The organism is Pseudomonas sp. R3-18-08, from assembly GCF_003852065.1.
In the GTDB taxonomy this organism is placed as follows: Bacteria; Pseudomonadota; Gammaproteobacteria; order Pseudomonadales; family Pseudomonadaceae; genus Aquipseudomonas.
In genome coordinates, this window is record NZ_CP027729.1 from 2,920,173 (window position 1) to 2,935,171 (window position 14,999).

8 protein-coding genes are annotated in these 14,999 nt (G+C 63.1%); 5 read left to right on the forward strand and 3 right to left on the reverse strand.

Annotated elements, in window-relative coordinates; genetic code table 11:
- The first annotated feature begins 6 nt into the window (after positions 1-6).
- The 3 genes from C4J92_RS13300 (at position 7) to C4J92_RS13310 (ending at position 7,847) form a co-directional block, all read left to right on the forward strand.
- Positions 7-2,964, forward strand: a complete 2,958-nt coding sequence (locus tag C4J92_RS13300; protein WP_124404165.1) for an autotransporter serine protease — start codon at positions 7-9, stop codon at positions 2,962-2,964.
- 172 nt (positions 2,965-3,136) lie between these two features.
- The gene (locus C4J92_RS13305; protein WP_124404166.1) at positions 3,137-6,244 is read left to right on the forward strand and encodes an autotransporter serine protease; all 3,108 of its coding nucleotides are present in this window, start codon (positions 3,137-3,139) and stop codon (positions 6,242-6,244) included.
- 178 nt (positions 6,245-6,422) lie between these two features.
- Positions 6,423-7,847: a lipase gene (locus C4J92_RS13310; protein WP_124404167.1), complete on the forward strand. Its 1,425-nt coding sequence runs from the start codon at positions 6,423-6,425 to the stop codon at positions 7,845-7,847.
- Positions 7,848-7,960: 113 nt separating this feature from the next.
- Here C4J92_RS13310 and C4J92_RS13315 read toward each other — a convergent pair whose 3' ends face one another.
- Positions 7,961-8,185, reverse strand: coding sequence for a YgdI/YgdR family lipoprotein (locus C4J92_RS13315; protein ID WP_124362844.1), 225 nt, complete (start codon positions 8,183-8,185; stop codon positions 7,961-7,963).
- 187 nt (positions 8,186-8,372) lie between these two features.
- On the opposite strand from C4J92_RS13315, the gene C4J92_RS13320 reads away from it, so the two are divergent.
- Both C4J92_RS13320 and C4J92_RS13325 read left to right on the forward strand, forming a co-directional pair.
- Entirely contained in the window at positions 8,373-10,019 is a 1,647-nt protein-coding gene (locus C4J92_RS13320; protein WP_124404168.1) for a VRR-NUC domain-containing protein, read from the forward strand.
- Entirely contained in the window at positions 10,016-12,274 is a 2,259-nt protein-coding gene (locus tag C4J92_RS13325; protein WP_124404169.1) for an ATP-dependent DNA helicase, read from the forward strand. Before C4J92_RS13320 ends, C4J92_RS13325 begins: the two co-directional genes overlap by 4 nt.
- Positions 12,275-12,400: 126 nt before the next feature.
- Here C4J92_RS13325 and C4J92_RS13330 read toward each other — a convergent pair whose 3' ends face one another.
- The gene (locus tag C4J92_RS13330) at positions 12,401-13,351 is read right to left on the reverse strand and encodes an alpha-E domain-containing protein (protein WP_124362847.1); all 951 of its coding nucleotides are present in this window, start codon (positions 13,349-13,351) and stop codon (positions 12,401-12,403) included.
- Positions 13,352-13,353: 2 nt separating this feature from the next.
- Positions 13,354-14,763, reverse strand: a complete 1,410-nt coding sequence (locus tag C4J92_RS13335) for a circularly permuted type 2 ATP-grasp protein (RefSeq protein WP_124362848.1) — start codon at positions 14,761-14,763, stop codon at positions 13,354-13,356.
- Between the last annotated feature and the right edge of the window lie 236 nt (positions 14,764-14,999).

Here is a 14,999-nt window from a genome sequence, read left to right on the forward strand (position 1 = left end):
GTACGGATGATCACGGATTCACCATGTTTCAAACCTTTCACCGCAGGCTCATTGCTGCTGTTGTCCGTTGCGGCACAGGCGCAATACGCCGAAACCGGCCAGCCGGGTGATCCCGCCAGCTGGCGTTCCGCCGAGTACCAGAGCGACTGGGGCCTGGGGCGCATGAAGGCGGATGAAGCCTATGCCGCCGGAATCAGCGGCAATGGCGTGAAAATCGGTGCGCTGGACTCGGGTTTCGATACCAATCACCCCGAAGCGGCCAAAGACCGTTTCCACCCGGTCAGCGCCAGCGGCACCTACGTCGACGGCAGCGCCTTCAGCACCACCGGCGCGCTCAATCCGAACAACGACTCCCACGGCACCCACGTCACCGGCACCATGGGCGCGGCCCGCGACGGCGTGGGCATGCACGGCGTGGCGTATAACGCGCAGGTGTATGTCGGCAACACCAACGCCAACGACAGCTTCCTGTTTGGCCCCACCCCGGACCCCAAGTATTTCAAGGTGGTGTACACCGCCCTGGTGGATTCCGGCGTGCGCGCCATCAACAACAGCTGGGGCAGCCAGCCCAAGGACGTCAGCTACCAGACCCTGGACGACCTGCACGCGGCCTACGCCCAGCACTACAACCGCGGCACCTGGCTGGACGCGGCGGCGGATGTGGCCAAGGCCGGCGTGATCAACGTGTTCAGCGCCGGCAACAGCGGCTACGCGAACGCCAGCGTGCGCTCGGCGTTGCCGTACTTTCAGCCGGAACTGGAAGGCCACTGGCTGGCGGTGTCGGGGCTGGATAAAGCCAACAACCAGAAGTACAACAAGTGCGGCATCGCCAAATACTGGTGTATTTCCACGCCCGGTGCGCTGATCAACAGCACCATCCCGGACGGCGGTTATGGTGTGAAATCCGGCACCTCGATGTCGGCGCCCCATGCCACGGGCGCGTTGGCGCTGGTGATGGAACGCTATCCCTACATGACCAACGAGCAGGCGTTGCAGGTGCTGTTGACCACCGCCACCCAGTTCGACGGCTCGATCACCCAGGCGCCCAACGCCATTGTCGGCTGGGGCGTGCCGGACCTGGGCCGGGCGATGCGCGGGCCGGGGCAGTTGCTCGGTGCGATGGACGTGAACCTGGCGGCCGGGCAGGGCGATGTGTGGAGCAATGGCATGTCTGACCAGGCATTGCTCCAGCGCCAGGCAGAAGACCGCGCCGAGCACAGCGCCTGGCAGCAGACCCTGCTCGATAAGGGTTGGCAAAACGGCGTGGGTGCCACGGCCAGCCAGCAGGACCAGACCGACTACGCCATTGGCAACGCGCGTGATCAAGCCGCAGCGAATCGCGTGTACGAAGGCAGCCTGATCAAATCCGGCGCGGGTAGCCTGGTGCTCAGCGGCGACAGCACCTATCGCGGCGCGACCACCGTCAACGGCGGCCTGCTGGCCGTGAACGGCGCGTTGACCTCGGCCGTCACCGTCAATAACAGCGCCACCTTGGGCGGTTCCGGACGTATCGGCGCGCTGTCGGTCAACAACGGCGGGCGTGTTGCGCCGGGCAATTCAGTGGGCACGTTGCAGGTGGCGGGGGATGTGAACCTGGGCGCAGGCTCTACCTACGCGGTCGAACTGACCCCGACCAGCAGCGACCGCATTGTCGCCGGCGGCAAGGCCGTGCTCGGCGGCGGTACGGTGACCCTGGCCCTGGAAAACAGCCCGACGTTATTGAGCCAGAGCCAGGCCCAGAGCCTGATCGGTCGCCAATACTCGATCCTTGAAGCGGCCGGCGGTATCCAGGGCCAGTTCGGCCAAGTGCTGCCGAACTACCTGTTCCTCGGCGGCACCCTCGACTATGCCGCCAACGGCGTGCAACTGGCGGTCGGGCGCAATGACGCCAGCTTTGCCAGCGTCGGCGCCACCCGTAACCAGCGCGCCGTCGCCACGGCCGCCGAGCAACTCGGCGCCGGCAACCCGGTGTACGAAAGCCTGCTGCAGTCGGACTCGGTTGCCACGGCGCAGCAGGGCTTGCAGCAACTGTCCGGTGAAATCTACCCGGCCGTGGGCGCGATGTTGATCAACGACAGCCGCCAACTGCGCGACGCCGTAGGCGAGCGTCTGCGCCATGTGCCGGTGGCCGGTGAAAGCAACCTGTGGCTCAAGGCCCTGGGCGCCTGGGGCAAGTCGGACACTCGCAGTGAAACGGCGGGCGCCACCACCTCCATCGGCGGCTTGCTGGCCGGGGTCGATGGCGCTGTGGACGAACAGACCCGCGTCGGCGTGGTCGCCGGCTACAGCGACAGCTCCCTGGGCCTGGGCAGCGGTACGCACTCATCGGCGTCCATCGACAGCTACCACTTCGGCGCCTATGCCGGGCGTGAGCTGGGCGCCTGGCGGGTGAGCGTCGGCGGTGCCTACAGCTGGCATCGCGGCGATGTGAAGCGTGACCTGCAATACGGCGAGGTCAGCGGCAAGCAGAAAACCAAGCTGGATGCGCGTACCGCGCAGCTGTTCACCGAAGCCGCCTACCGCATTCACCTGCAACCGCTGGCACTGGAGCCGTTTGCCAACCTGGCCTACGTGCACCTGGACAGTGAGTCGTTCCACGAAAAAGGCGCCGCAGCGGCCCTGGAACGTGGCAGTGATCGCCGTGATGCCGTGCTCGGCACCCTGGGCCTGCGGGCGTTGAAAAGCCTGGCGTTGAACGACCATCAGCAACTTGAGCTGTCGGGTTCTCTGGGCTGGCAGCACAGCCTCACCGCCGTCGAATCCGAAGAACACCTGGCGTTTGTCGCAGGTGGCCCTTCATTCGCCGTACGCAGCGCGCCGTTGCTGCGCGATGCGGCCCTGGTGGGCGTGCAGGCGAGCCTGGCGCTGAGCCCGTCGATGCGGGTCAACCTGGATTACAACGGCCAATTGGGTGGACGCGAGAAAACCCAGGGCGTGGGGCTGAGCCTGAACTGGCAGTTCTGAAGGCACACCGCAGGCCCAATGTGGGAGGGGGCTTGCCCCCGATGGTGGCCTGTCAGTCGCCAGTTGTGCTGACTGATGCACCGCAATCGGGGGCAAGCCCCCTCCCACAGGGGATCAGTGGTGTCTGGTCGAGATTTTTCCAAAGGCAACAAGAAAACTAAGGAAGGTCACCGTGAAAAAACGCAAGTCAGGGTTAACTACCGCCATCCCCACCGGCCCGGGCTATCCGCTCAAGGCCTTGAGCAGCGTGCCATACGGCGCGTTGTTGTGTTGCCTGGCAAGCCTGGGGACCGCCCAGGCCGCACCCTATGTGGAAACCGGCAAGCTGGGCGACGCCGCCAGTTGGCGCAGCAATGAGTTCAAGGCCGATTGGGGCCTGGGCGCAGTACATGCCGACACCGCGTATGCGGCGGGCTACACCGGCAAGGGCGTCAAGCTGGGCATCTTCGACCAGCCGGTGTATGCCCAGCACCCGGAATTCGCCAGCCCCAACAAAGTGGTGACGATCGTCACCGAGGGCATCCGCCAATACACCGACCCGTATATCCCGGTGAAGGCCGGTGATGCGTTTCGCTATGACGGCACGCCGTCCCTGGGCTCCAACGGCAAGCTGGGCAACCACGGTACTCACGTCGGCGGGATTGCCGCCGGTAACCGCGACGGCGGGCCGATGCACGGCGTGGCGTTCGACGCGCAGATCATCAGCGCCGAAAACGGTGACCCAGGCCCGGAAGACGGGATCATCCTGGGCAACGACGGCGCGGTGTACAAAGCCGGTTGGGATGCACTGGTGGCCAGTGGCGCGCGGATCATCAACAACAGTTGGGGCATCGGCATCGGTGATCAGTACGCCAAGGGCGGCCGCGATCCTGCCTTTCCGAACTTCACGGTCAATGAAGCCCAGGCGCAATTCAACACCATTCGGCCGATTCTCGGCACGATTGCCGGTGGCGCCTATCAAGGTGCGATCGACGCCGCGCGCAGCGGTGTACTGACCATCTTTGCCGCTGGTAACGACTACAACCGCAACAACCCGGATGCGATTTCGGGCCTGGCGTACTTCGTGCCGGAAATTGCACCGAACTGGCTGTCGGTGGCGGCCCTGCAGCAAAACCCGGACACCAGCAGTGCCAACCCGTACGTGATCAGCACCTTCTCTTCGCGCTGCGGCTATGCGGCGAGCTTCTGTGTGTCGGCACCGGGCACCAAGATTTTCAGTTCGATCATCAACGGCACCAATCTGGACAACCTCACCACCGACTACGCCAACTTCAACGGCACCTCCATGGCCGCGCCCCATGTGGCCGGCAGTGCAGCAGTGCTGATGGAGCGCTTCCCCTACATGAGTGGCGACCAGATCTCCACGCTGCTCAAGACCACCGCCACCGACCTCGGCGCGCCGGGCATCGACTCGCTGTACGGCTGGGGCATGATCAACCTGGGCAAGGCAGTCAATGGCCCGGGGATGTTCATTACCGCCGAGGATATTCCGGCTGAGTTTCGCATCGACGGCGCCTATGGCACTGGCCAGTTTGTCGCGGACCTGCCGGGCATCGGCGCGGTGGTGGATGCCGGCAAACCGACCCAGCGCGTGTGCAACGACGTGCATTGCGGGCTGGATGTGTGGAGCAACGACATCGCCGGGCATGGCGGCCTGACCAAGCAGGGCATTGGCACCCTGGTGCTGACCGGCGCCAACACCTACAGCGGCCCGACCCTGGTCAACCAAGGTCTACTGGCGGTCAATGGCTCGCTCACGTCGGATGTCACGGTGAGCCAGAGCGGCGTTGTCGGCGGCTCGGGGCGTATCGGTTCGCTGAGTGCAAACAGCGGCGGCACCGTGGCGCCGGGCAACTCCATTGGCACGCTGAACGTGGCGGGCAATGTCACTTTCGAGCCGGGCTCGACTTACGCGGTGGAATTGTCGCCCACCAGCAGCGACCGTATCGTTGCCGGCGGCACCGCCACGCTGAACGGCGGCACCGTGACCCTGGCCCTGGAAAACAGCCCGACCCTGTTGAGCGCGACCCAGGCGCAAAGCCTGATCGGCCGCCAGTACAACATTCTGCAAGCCGCAGGTGGCGTCACTGGCAACTTCGCTGCGGTACTGCCTGACTACCTGTTCATCGGCGGCACCTTGAACTACGCGGCCAATGGTGTGCAGCTGGACGTGGCACGCACCAACAGCTTCGCCAGTGTGGCCGCTACGCCGAACCAACGCGCCGTCGCCGCCGCCGCCGAGCAATTGGGCGCGGGCAATGGGGTGTATGAAAGCTTGCTGCTCGCACCGACCGCGGCTTCGGCACAAGGCGCGTTCCAGCAACTGAGCGGCGAAGTCTATCCGGCGTTGGAAACGGCGTTGGTCAATGACAGCCGCTACGTACGCGAAGCGGTCGGCGAGCGCCTGCGCAACGGTGAAATGGGCGCGACCAGCCAGGCCATCGACAGCCGCGGCAACGTGTGGGTCAAGGCGCTGGGTGCATGGGGCAAGACCGACAGCCGCAACGACACGGCGGGCTACACCACGTCTATCGGCGGCATGCTCGCCGGTGTCGACGGTGCCCTCGACGACGCGACACGCATCGGGCTGGTGGCGGGCTACAGCGATACATCGTTGAACATGGGCAGCGATACCCATAGCCGTGCGTCGGTCGACAGCTACCACTTCGGCGCGTATGCCGGGCATGAAATCGGCGCCTGGCGCCTGAGCGGCGGCGCGACCTACAGCTGGCACCGCGCCGATGTGAAGCGCGACCTGCAATACGGTGACGTCAGCGGCAAGCAGAAAGCCAAGGTCGATGCCCACAGCACCCAGCTGTTCACCGAGGCGGCATACCGCATCAACCTGCAACCGCTGGCCCTGGAGCCGTTCGCCAACCTGGCCTACGTGCACCTGGACACCGATGGTTTCACCGAGAAGGGCGATGCCGCCGCGCTGAAAAGCGGCGACGACAGCCGCGACCTGGTGCTGAGCACCCTCGGTGTGCGCGCCTTGAAAACCTTCAACGTCAACGATCACCAGCAACTGGAAGTGTCCGGCACCCTGGGCTGGCAGCACAACCTGAGCAGCACCGACTCCGAACAGCACCTGGCGTTTGCCTCGGGTGGCCCTTCGTTCGCGGTGGAAAGCGCGCCGATGGTGCGTGATGCCGCGCTGGTCGGTGCACGGGTGAGCCTGGCATTGAGCAAGGATGCGCGGGTGAACTTCGATTACAACGGTTTGCTGGCCAGCAAGGAGAAGGTGCACGGCGTCGGCTTGAGCCTGGACTGGGCGTTCTAAGGCTTTAAAAACCACTGTAGGAGCGAGCTTGCTCGCGAAAAACTAAAAGGTGCCGCTTTTCTTCAGGTAGAGCGCGTCATCGTTGACGATCTTCGCGAGCAAGCTCGCTCCTACAGTCGGTAACGGATAACAGGTTTTTTGGCTTTCTCTACAAATCCAACAACAGAGAGGCAGTGCCATGGGTATCTTTGACTATAAAAACCTCGGGACCGAGGGCTCCAAAGCGTTGTTCGCCGATGCGATGGCGATCACGTTGTATTCCTACCACAACCTGGATAACGGCTTCGCTGTGGGCTATCAGCACAATGGCTTGGGCTTGGGCCTGCCGGCCACGCTGGTCGGGGCTTTGCTGGGCAGCACCGATTCCCAGGGGGTGATTCCCGGCCTGCCCTGGAACCCCGATTCGGAAAAAGCCGCGCTAGAGGCGGTGCAACAGGCCGGCTGGACGCCCATCAGCGCCAGCACCCTCGGCTACACCGGCAAGGTCGATGCGCGGGGTACCTTTTTCGGCGAGAAGCCCGGCTACACCACGGCCCAGGTCGAGGTGCTGGGCAAGTACGATGACGCGGGCACGTTGCTGGAGATCGGTCTCGGTTTTCGCGGCACGTCCGGGCCGCGTGAAAACTTGATCACCGATTCCATCGGCGACCTGGTCAGCGACCTGCTCGCCGCCCTCGGCCCCAAGGACTATGCGAAAAACTACGCCGGCGAAGCCTTCGGCGGCCTGCTCAAGAACGTCGCCGAGTATGCCGGTGCCCACGGCCTGAGCGGCCACGACGTGGTGGTCAGCGGCCACAGCCTCGGTGGGCTGGCGGTAAACAGCATGGCCGACTTGAGTGACAGCAAATGGTCGAGCTTTTACAAGGATTCCAACTACGTGGCCTATGCCTCGCCGACCCAGAGTGCCGGTGACAAGGTGCTGAACGTGGGCTACGAAAATGACCCGGTATTCCGTGCGCTGGATGGCTACTCCTCCAACCTGTCGTCGTTTGGCGTGCACGACAAGCCCCACGAGTCCAGTACCGATAATATCGTCAGCTTCAACGACCACTACGCGTCGACGCTATGGAACGCGCTGCCGTTTTCCATCCTCAACCTGCCGACCTGGGTGTCGCACTTGCCCACCGGCTATGGCGACGGCATGACGCGCATCCTCGACTCCGGCTTCTACGAGCAGATGACCCGCGACGCCACGGTGATCGTTGCCAACCTGTCCGACCCGGCGCGGGCCACCACCTGGGTGCAGGACCTCAACCGCAATGCCGAAGCGCACCAGGGCAATACGTTCATTATCGGCAGCCACGGCAACGACCTGATCCAGGGCGGCAAGGGCGCAGACTTTATCGAGGGTGGCAAAGGTAACGACACGATTCGCGACAGCAGCGGGCATAACACCTTTCTGTTCAGCGGGCAGTTTGGCAATGACCGGGTGATCGGCTATCAGGCGACGGACAAGCTGGTGTTCGACGGGGTAGGGGGCAGCACGGATTATCGTGATCACGCCAAGGTGGTGGGCGGCGATACGGTGATCAGCTTCGGCGCCGACTCGGTGACACTGGTGGGTGTGAGCAGTTTGTCGGGGGAGGGGATTGTGATCGGCTAACTATTGGAATGCGGTCAAAATTGTGGGAGGGGGCTTGCTCCCGATGGCGGTGGGTCAGCTACACATAAGCTGGCTGACCCACCGCCATCGGGAGCAAGCCCCCTCCCACAGTTTTATTGTTCCTTGCGCACCGTCGCCACATCAGCAGCCTTGATACGGATGCGCTTGCCAGCGATATCGGTGAACTCATAGAAGCCGTCGGCGGTTTTGGCGTTGGGTGTGTCCTTGGTCAAATACTGTGTGCCGTTTTGCAACGTCACCACGGTCTGCGTGGAGCAACCGGCCAATACCAGAAAAGTGAGTGCAACCAGCGGCAGACCCAAATTCTTCATGTTCATTACCCTTACCTTTACCTTGAAAAGCCCCGCAGCGTCTGGCTGCGGGGCATAAATGTTACGCGATCAGCTCCCACATCTGATCGCTTTTTTGCAAAAAGTTGCAGGCGCCATTTATCTATTACCGATTGCAACAATGCGTTTGCAACGGCACTCTGTATGCATAACCAGTAGTTGATTGCTCTGCGCCATGGCCCACCCCCTCGAAGACCCCTTGTATTACCTGCACAACTTCCGCCAAGTGCTGATTGGGTTGCAGCAGCGCTACGCCGATTTGCTCGACCCGGACGAATTGCAGTTCATTCAGCAATTCGACAGGTTGCCGCAAGCGTCCCAGGCGTTATTGGTACGCATGGTCATGCGCAAGGGTGTGCATTTTCGTGGAGCAAAGCTCAATTACCTGGAAATCGGCTGCACCCATGCGGCCATGCAGCCACTGCTGGCAAGCGGTTGGGTCGATGACCAATGCCTGTTGGGCTTTGATGAGCTGTTCGGCTTGCTGCAAAAAGGCGAACTGCTCATGGCTTTCAAGCCCTGGATCGACCAGCCCAGCGCCAGAAAATCCGATTGGCTGGCGCCATTGGCTGCGCGGTTCAATGAACGCCGCAGCTTTGCCCGTTGGTGCCCCGAACTGCAGGACGTGCTCTACAGCCTTACCGTGATGGAGCTGTGCGACCGCCTGCGCCTGATGTTTTTCGGCAACCTCTACCAGGACTGGTCGGAGTTCGTGCTGGCGGACCTGGGCATTTACACCTACGAGAAGGTGCCGTTCTGTGCCGAGTCCCGTGGCTTGCGCAGCCGCGCCGACGTGGAGGGCTGTGTGTTCCTGCACCAGTGCCAGCAAGCGTTCGAGGCGGGTGAGGCGCTGGAAACGGTGTTGGCCCACATCGCTAGCTTGCACACCGACAACCCCTGGCTGGAAAAACGCCGCGCCAAGTTGCTGTTCCAGATCGGCCAATGCTGTGAACGCAGCGCTGAACTGGGCTTGGCCGAGCAGATCTATCGCGACTGCAGCTATCCCGGCGCTCGCGCACGATTGATCCGCGTATTGGAGCGCCAGGAGGCTTATGCGCCCGCCCTGGCGTTGGCCGTCGCCGCGCAACAGGCGCCGGAAAGCGCCGCCGAGCAGCAACACCTGCTGCGCGTAGTGCCGCGCCTGCGGCGCAAGCTGGGTGAGCCGAAGGTGGCGAAGGCCAAGCCGCGGCCCCTCACGCGCCTGGACCTCGCCTTGGCAATCCCCGAGCCGCTGATGTCGGTGGAATATTGCGTGCAGGCCCATCTGAGCGAGCCGGACGCGCCGGTGCATTATGTGGAAAATGGCCTGATCAATTCGCTGTTCGGCCTGCTGTGCTGGGATGTGATTTTCGCGCCGCTGCCAGGCGCGTTTTTCCACCCGTTTCAGCGCGGGCCGGCCGACCTGCACAGCGAAGACTTCCAGCAACGCCGCGCCGCCTTGTTCAGCGCGTGTTTCGAGCAATTGCGCGACGAGCGCTACAAAACCACCATCCGCCAACGCTACGTGGACAAATGGGGGATTCAGTCGCCCTTCGTGTTCTGGAATCTGCTCAGCGAAGAGTTGCTGGAGCAAGCCCTGACGTGCCTGCCTGCCGAACATTTGCGCTACTGGTTCGAGCGGCTGCTGCTGGACATCCGCGCCAACCGCACCGGGATGCCCGACTTGATCCAGTTCTGGCCGGCGCAAAAAACCTACCGCATGATCGAGGTCAAGGGTCCTGGCGACCGCCTGCAGGACAACCAGCTGCGCTGGCTGGAATTCTGCGGTGAGTACCAGATGCCGGTCACGGTCTGTTATGTGCGCTGGGCAGAGTCCGCTTGAGCTATAGCGTCGCGGTGCGGGCGTTGTGTGAGTTCACGGCCAAGGTCGGTGACCTGGACTTGCGCTTTACCCCATCGCCCAGCGCCCAGGAAGGCATCGTCGGCCATCGCACGGTGGCGTCGCGGCGCAGCGCCCACTATCAGAACGAAGTGGCGCTCGAAGGCGAGTATCAGCAACTCAAGGTACGCGGCAGGGCGGACGGCTATGACCCGGACAGCAATCGCCTCGAAGAAGTAAAAACCTATCGCGGTGACCTCCAGGCCCAGCCGGCCAACCATCGGCAACTGCATTGGGCCCAGGTCAAGGTCTACGGCTGGTTGATGTGCCAGAAGCTAGGGCTTGATGAGATCGAACTGGCGCTGGTGTACTTCGATATCGTCGGCGAGGGCGAAACCCTGCTCAAGCAACGCTTTGCCGCGCCCGACCTTGAACATTTCTTCAACCAGCAATGCGCGCTGTTCCTGCACTGGGCCCACCAGCAGATCCAGCACCGTGAAGCGCGCAACCGCGCCGCGCAGAGCCTGGCGTTTCCCCACGCCGAGTTTCGCAGTGGCCAACGCACGCTGGCCGAATCTGTGTACAAGGCGGTGAGTACCGGCCGCTGCCTGATGGCCCAGGCGCCTACCGGCATCGGCAAGACCGTCGGCACGCTGTTTCCGATGCTCAAGGCCCTGGCACCGCAGCAATTGGACACGGTGTTTTTCCTCACCGCCAAAACCCCCGGTCGCAAGCTGGCGCTGGATGCCGCCCAAGTGCTGTACGACAGCAGCCCCGACTTGCCTTTGCGCGTGCTGGAACTGGTGGCGCGGGACAAGGCGTGCGAGCACCCGGATAAAGCCTGCCACGGCGATTCGTGCCCGCTGGCCAAGGGCTTTTACGACCGTTTGCCCGCCGCACGCCAGGCGGCGTCCGGGATTCGCCTGCTTGATCAACGTAATCTGCGCGAGGTGGCGCTGGCCCACGACGTGTGCCCGTATTACCTGAGCCAGGAAATGGCGCGCTGGACCGATGTCGTGGTTGCTGACTACAACTACTATTTCGATTTTGGCGCGATGCTCTTCGGCTTGGCCCAGCTCAACCAGTGGCGGGTCGCGGTGCTGGTGGACGAAGCCCATAACCTGGTCGAGCGCGCGCGTTCGATGTACAGCGCCAGCCTCGATCAGTACAGCCTCAAGACCCTGCGCGAGAGTGCGCCCGAGGTGCTGAAAAAGCCCTTGCAGCGCCTGAACCGTGAGTGGAACGCCTTGCACAAGGACCAGCTCGCGCCGTATCAGGCCTACGCGGCCAAACCCGACAAGCTGCTCCAGGCCCTGAGCCTGTGCGCCAGCGCCATGGGCGATTACTTCAACGACCATCCCGAAGCCCTGAATGGCGACCTGCAAGCCTTCTACTTCGAAGCGCTGCAATTTGCCAAAGTAGCCGAGCTGTTCAATGAGCACTTCATCTTCGACATCAGCAAGCGCACATTCAGCGGCAAGCGCAGCAGTTCGACCCTGTGCCTGCGCAACGTGGTGCCGGCCGAATTCATTCGGCCCAGGTTGACCGCCGCGCGCAGCAGCGTGCTGTTTTCCGCAACCCTGAGCCCGCGCCACTATTACGCCGACCTGCTCGGACTGCCGACGGACACCGCCTGGGTCGACGTCGAATCGCCGTTCCAGGCCGAGCAATTGCGGGTGAGCATTGTCGAGCGTATTTCCACACGCTTTGTGCATCGCCAGGCGTCGCTGGAACCCATCGTGGCCTTGATCGCCCGGCAATTTGCCGAGCAACCCGGCAACTACCTGGCGTTTTTCTCAAGCTTCGATTACCTGCAACAGGTGGCGCAGTTGATGGCCGAGCGTCATCCGCAGATTGCGCTGTGGTTGCAGTCGCGGGGCATGGCCGAGGCGCAGCGCCAGGCCTTTCTGGACCAGTTCACCCAGCACAGCCAGGGCATCGGCTTTGCGGTGCTGGGCGGCGCGTTTGGCGAAGGCATCGATTTGCCCGGTGCGCGCCTGATCGGGGCGTTTATCGCCACCTTGGGCTTGCCGCAGCTCAATCCGGTGAATGAGCAGATGAAGATTCGCATGGGCGCGATCTTCGGCGCGGGGTATGACTACACCTATTTGTACCCCGGTATCCAGAAAGTCGTGCAGGCGGCGGGGAGGGTGATCCGCAGCCAGCACGACCGCGGGGTGGTGATGTTGATCGATGATCGCTTTGGCGAGGCGCGGGTGCGGCAGTTGTTGCCCAGGTGGTGGTCGATTGATAGCTGACAGGTGGACTGCGGTCCATGTGGGAGGGGGCTTGCCCCCGATAGCGGTGGGTCAGCTACACATAAGCTGGCTGATAGACCGCCATCGGGGGCAAGCCCCCTCCCACAGTTTTGATCCGGGGTGGGCTTAGACCACTTCCAGATAGGAGCTTTGTATTGACCGCGCCAACTCGCGCACGCTGTCGATGAAGTCGGTCAGCCGTGTGTGCAGCCCGTCTTCCAGTATTTCATCGATGCCCGTGTACCTGAGCCGCGCCTCGAACTCCGCCGCCAGGCGCTGCGCGGTGCGCCCGTAGCTGCCGGGCAGGTCGGCGAGGATATGGCTCAGTTCCTCGATGCACGCATGCAGCGAGCGCGGCACATCACTGCGCAGCAGCAGCAACTCCGACACCGAGCGTGCATTCAAGGCGTTCGGGTACAACTCGGTATACGCCTCGAAGGACGATAACGCGCGCAGCAGGGCGCTCCACTGGTAATAACCGCGTGCCGACAGGTCGCTGACTTCCTCGGACTCTTCACCAAACATCTCATAACGCGCATCCAGCAGGCGCAGGGTGTTATCCGCGCGCTCGACAAAGGTGCCCAGGCGAATGAATCGATAGGCGTCATTGCGCATGATGGTGCCGGAGGTGGCGCCGCGAAACAGGTGCGAGCGTTGCTTGACCCAGTCACAGAAGTGGCTGATGCCGTGTCGCGCCAGGCCGCCGGCGGCGATGCTGCGCATTTCCAGCCAGGTGGCGTTGAGGTTTTCCCACATGTCGGCGGTGATGCGTCCGCGCACCGCGTGGGCGTTGCTCCGGGCGGCGCGCAGGCAGTTGTAGATGCTCGCCGGGTTTTCTTCATCCAGGGCGAAGAAATGCAGCATGCGTTCGGCGTCCAGTTGCGTGTGGCGCTCCAGGTAACTGTCCAGGGTGCCGCTGCTGAGCAGCGACATCGCCAGTTCGTCCAGCCCATCGCTGCGCCCGGCCTGGGGCATCAACGACAGCGAGTAGCTGACTTCCAGCATGCGCGCCAGGTTCTCGGCGCGTTCCAGGTAGCGGGACATCCAGTACAAGTCTGCGGCGGTTCTACTCAACATACTCAGCCCTCCACCACCCAGGTGTCCTTGGTTCCGCCGCCTTGCGACGAGTTGACGATCAGCGAGCCTTCACGCAACGCCACGCGCGTCAGGCCACCGGGCACCAGGCGCGTTTCCTTGCCCGACAGCACAAAGGGGCGCAGGTCGATATGCCGTGGCGCGATGCCGTTTTCGACAAAGGTCGGGCAGGTCGACAGGCTCAGGGTCGGCTGTGCAATGTAGGCGTGGGGCCGGGCCTTGATGCGCTGGCGGAAGTCCTCGATCTCGGCGGCGCTGGACGCCGGGCCGACCAGCATGCCGTAGCCGCCGGAGCCCTGGGTTTCCTTGACCACCAAGTGCTCAAGGTTGGCCAGCACATGGGACAGCTCCTCCGGTTTGCGGCACTGGAAGGTCGGCACGTTTTGCAGCACCGGCTCTTCATCCAGGTAGAAGCGGATCATGGCCGGGACATAGGGGTAGATCGACTTGTCATCCGCCACGCCGGTGCCGATGGCGTTGGCCAGCACCACGTTGCCGGCGCAATACGCCGCGACCAGGCCGGGCACGCCGAGCATCGAGTCGGGATTGAACGCCTCGGGGTCGAGGAACGCGTCGTCAATGCGCCGGTAAATCACGTCCACCGCCTTGGGGCCATCGGTGGTGCGCATGAACACCTTGAGGTCGTGGACGAACAGGTCGGCGCCTTCCACCAGCTCCACGCCCATCTCCCGGGCAAGGAAGGCGTGTTCGAAAAACGCGCTGTTGAAGCGGCCCGGCGTCAGTACCACCACGTTGGGATTGTCCAGGCGGCTCGAGCTTTTCAGGGTCTTGAGCAGCAGGTTGGGGTAGTGGTCCACCGGCGCAATGCGCTGTTTGGCGAACACTTCCGGGAACAGGCGCATCATCATCTTGCGGTCTTCGAGCATGTAGCTCACGCCGCTGGGGGTGCGCAGGTTGTCTTCAAGCACGTAGTAGGTGCCGTCGCCGTCGCGCACCAGGTCCACCCCGGAAATATGCGAATAGATGCCCCGGTGCAGGTCGAGGCCGACCATTGCCTGCTGGTACCCCTCGTTGCCCAGCACCTGGTCGGCCGGGATGATCCCGGCCTTGATGATGCGCTGGTCGTGGTAGATGTCGGCGAGGAACATGTTCAGCGCGTTGACCCGTTGGATGCAGCCGCGCTCGATCACGCTCCACTCGCTGGCGGGGATGCTGCGCGGGATGATATCGAAGGGGATCAGGCGCTCGGTGTCCTGTTCGTCGCCATAGAGGGTGAAGGTGATCCCGGCGCGGTGGAATAGCAAATCGGCTTCGCGGCGTCGCTGGGCCAGCAGTTCCGGCGGCGTGTTGGCCAGCCAGCGGGAGAAATCCTGGTAGTGCGCGCGGCAAACGCCTTGCGCGTCATTCATTTCGTCAAAGAAAGATCGAGCCATTCCAGTACCTTGTCAGTGCCGAGGGGAGCGCGGGGGCACTGCCGCTTTTAAACGCATTTTTTATGAGCCCGTGGTCGAGGGTGCCAACGGGCCTGGTCCTTACTTTCTTATGGGGTCGGCTCTGGGTCGGGGGGTAACGAATGCTCCTGAATGTGGGCAGATGAATGGTTTAAGCAAGGCGTGTGCCGGAACCGCTGAGGCACGGTGATTATCCCGTGGCGTGGGCGTTTGCCGCC

Bases quoted from the DNA above. Each gene is read 5' to 3' on its own strand.
- C4J92_RS13335 (WP_124362848.1), bottom strand. From the start codon at position 14,763: ATGGCTCGATCTTTCTTTGACGAAATGAATGACGCGCAAGGCGTTTGC.
- C4J92_RS13320 (WP_124404168.1), top strand. From the start codon at position 8,373: ATGGCCCACCCCCTCGAAGACCCCTTGTATTACCTGCACAACTTCCGC.
- C4J92_RS13315 (WP_124362844.1), bottom strand. From the start codon at position 8,185: ATGAACATGAAGAATTTGGGTCTGCCGCTGGTTGCACTCACTTTTCTG.
- C4J92_RS13310 (WP_124404167.1), top strand. From the start codon at position 6,423: ATGGGTATCTTTGACTATAAAAACCTCGGGACCGAGGGCTCCAAAGCG.
- C4J92_RS13330 (WP_124362847.1), bottom strand. From the start codon at position 13,351: ATGTTGAGTAGAACCGCCGCAGACTTGTACTGGATGTCCCGCTACCTG.
- C4J92_RS13300 (WP_124404165.1), top strand. From the start codon at position 7: ATGATCACGGATTCACCATGTTTCAAACCTTTCACCGCAGGCTCATTG.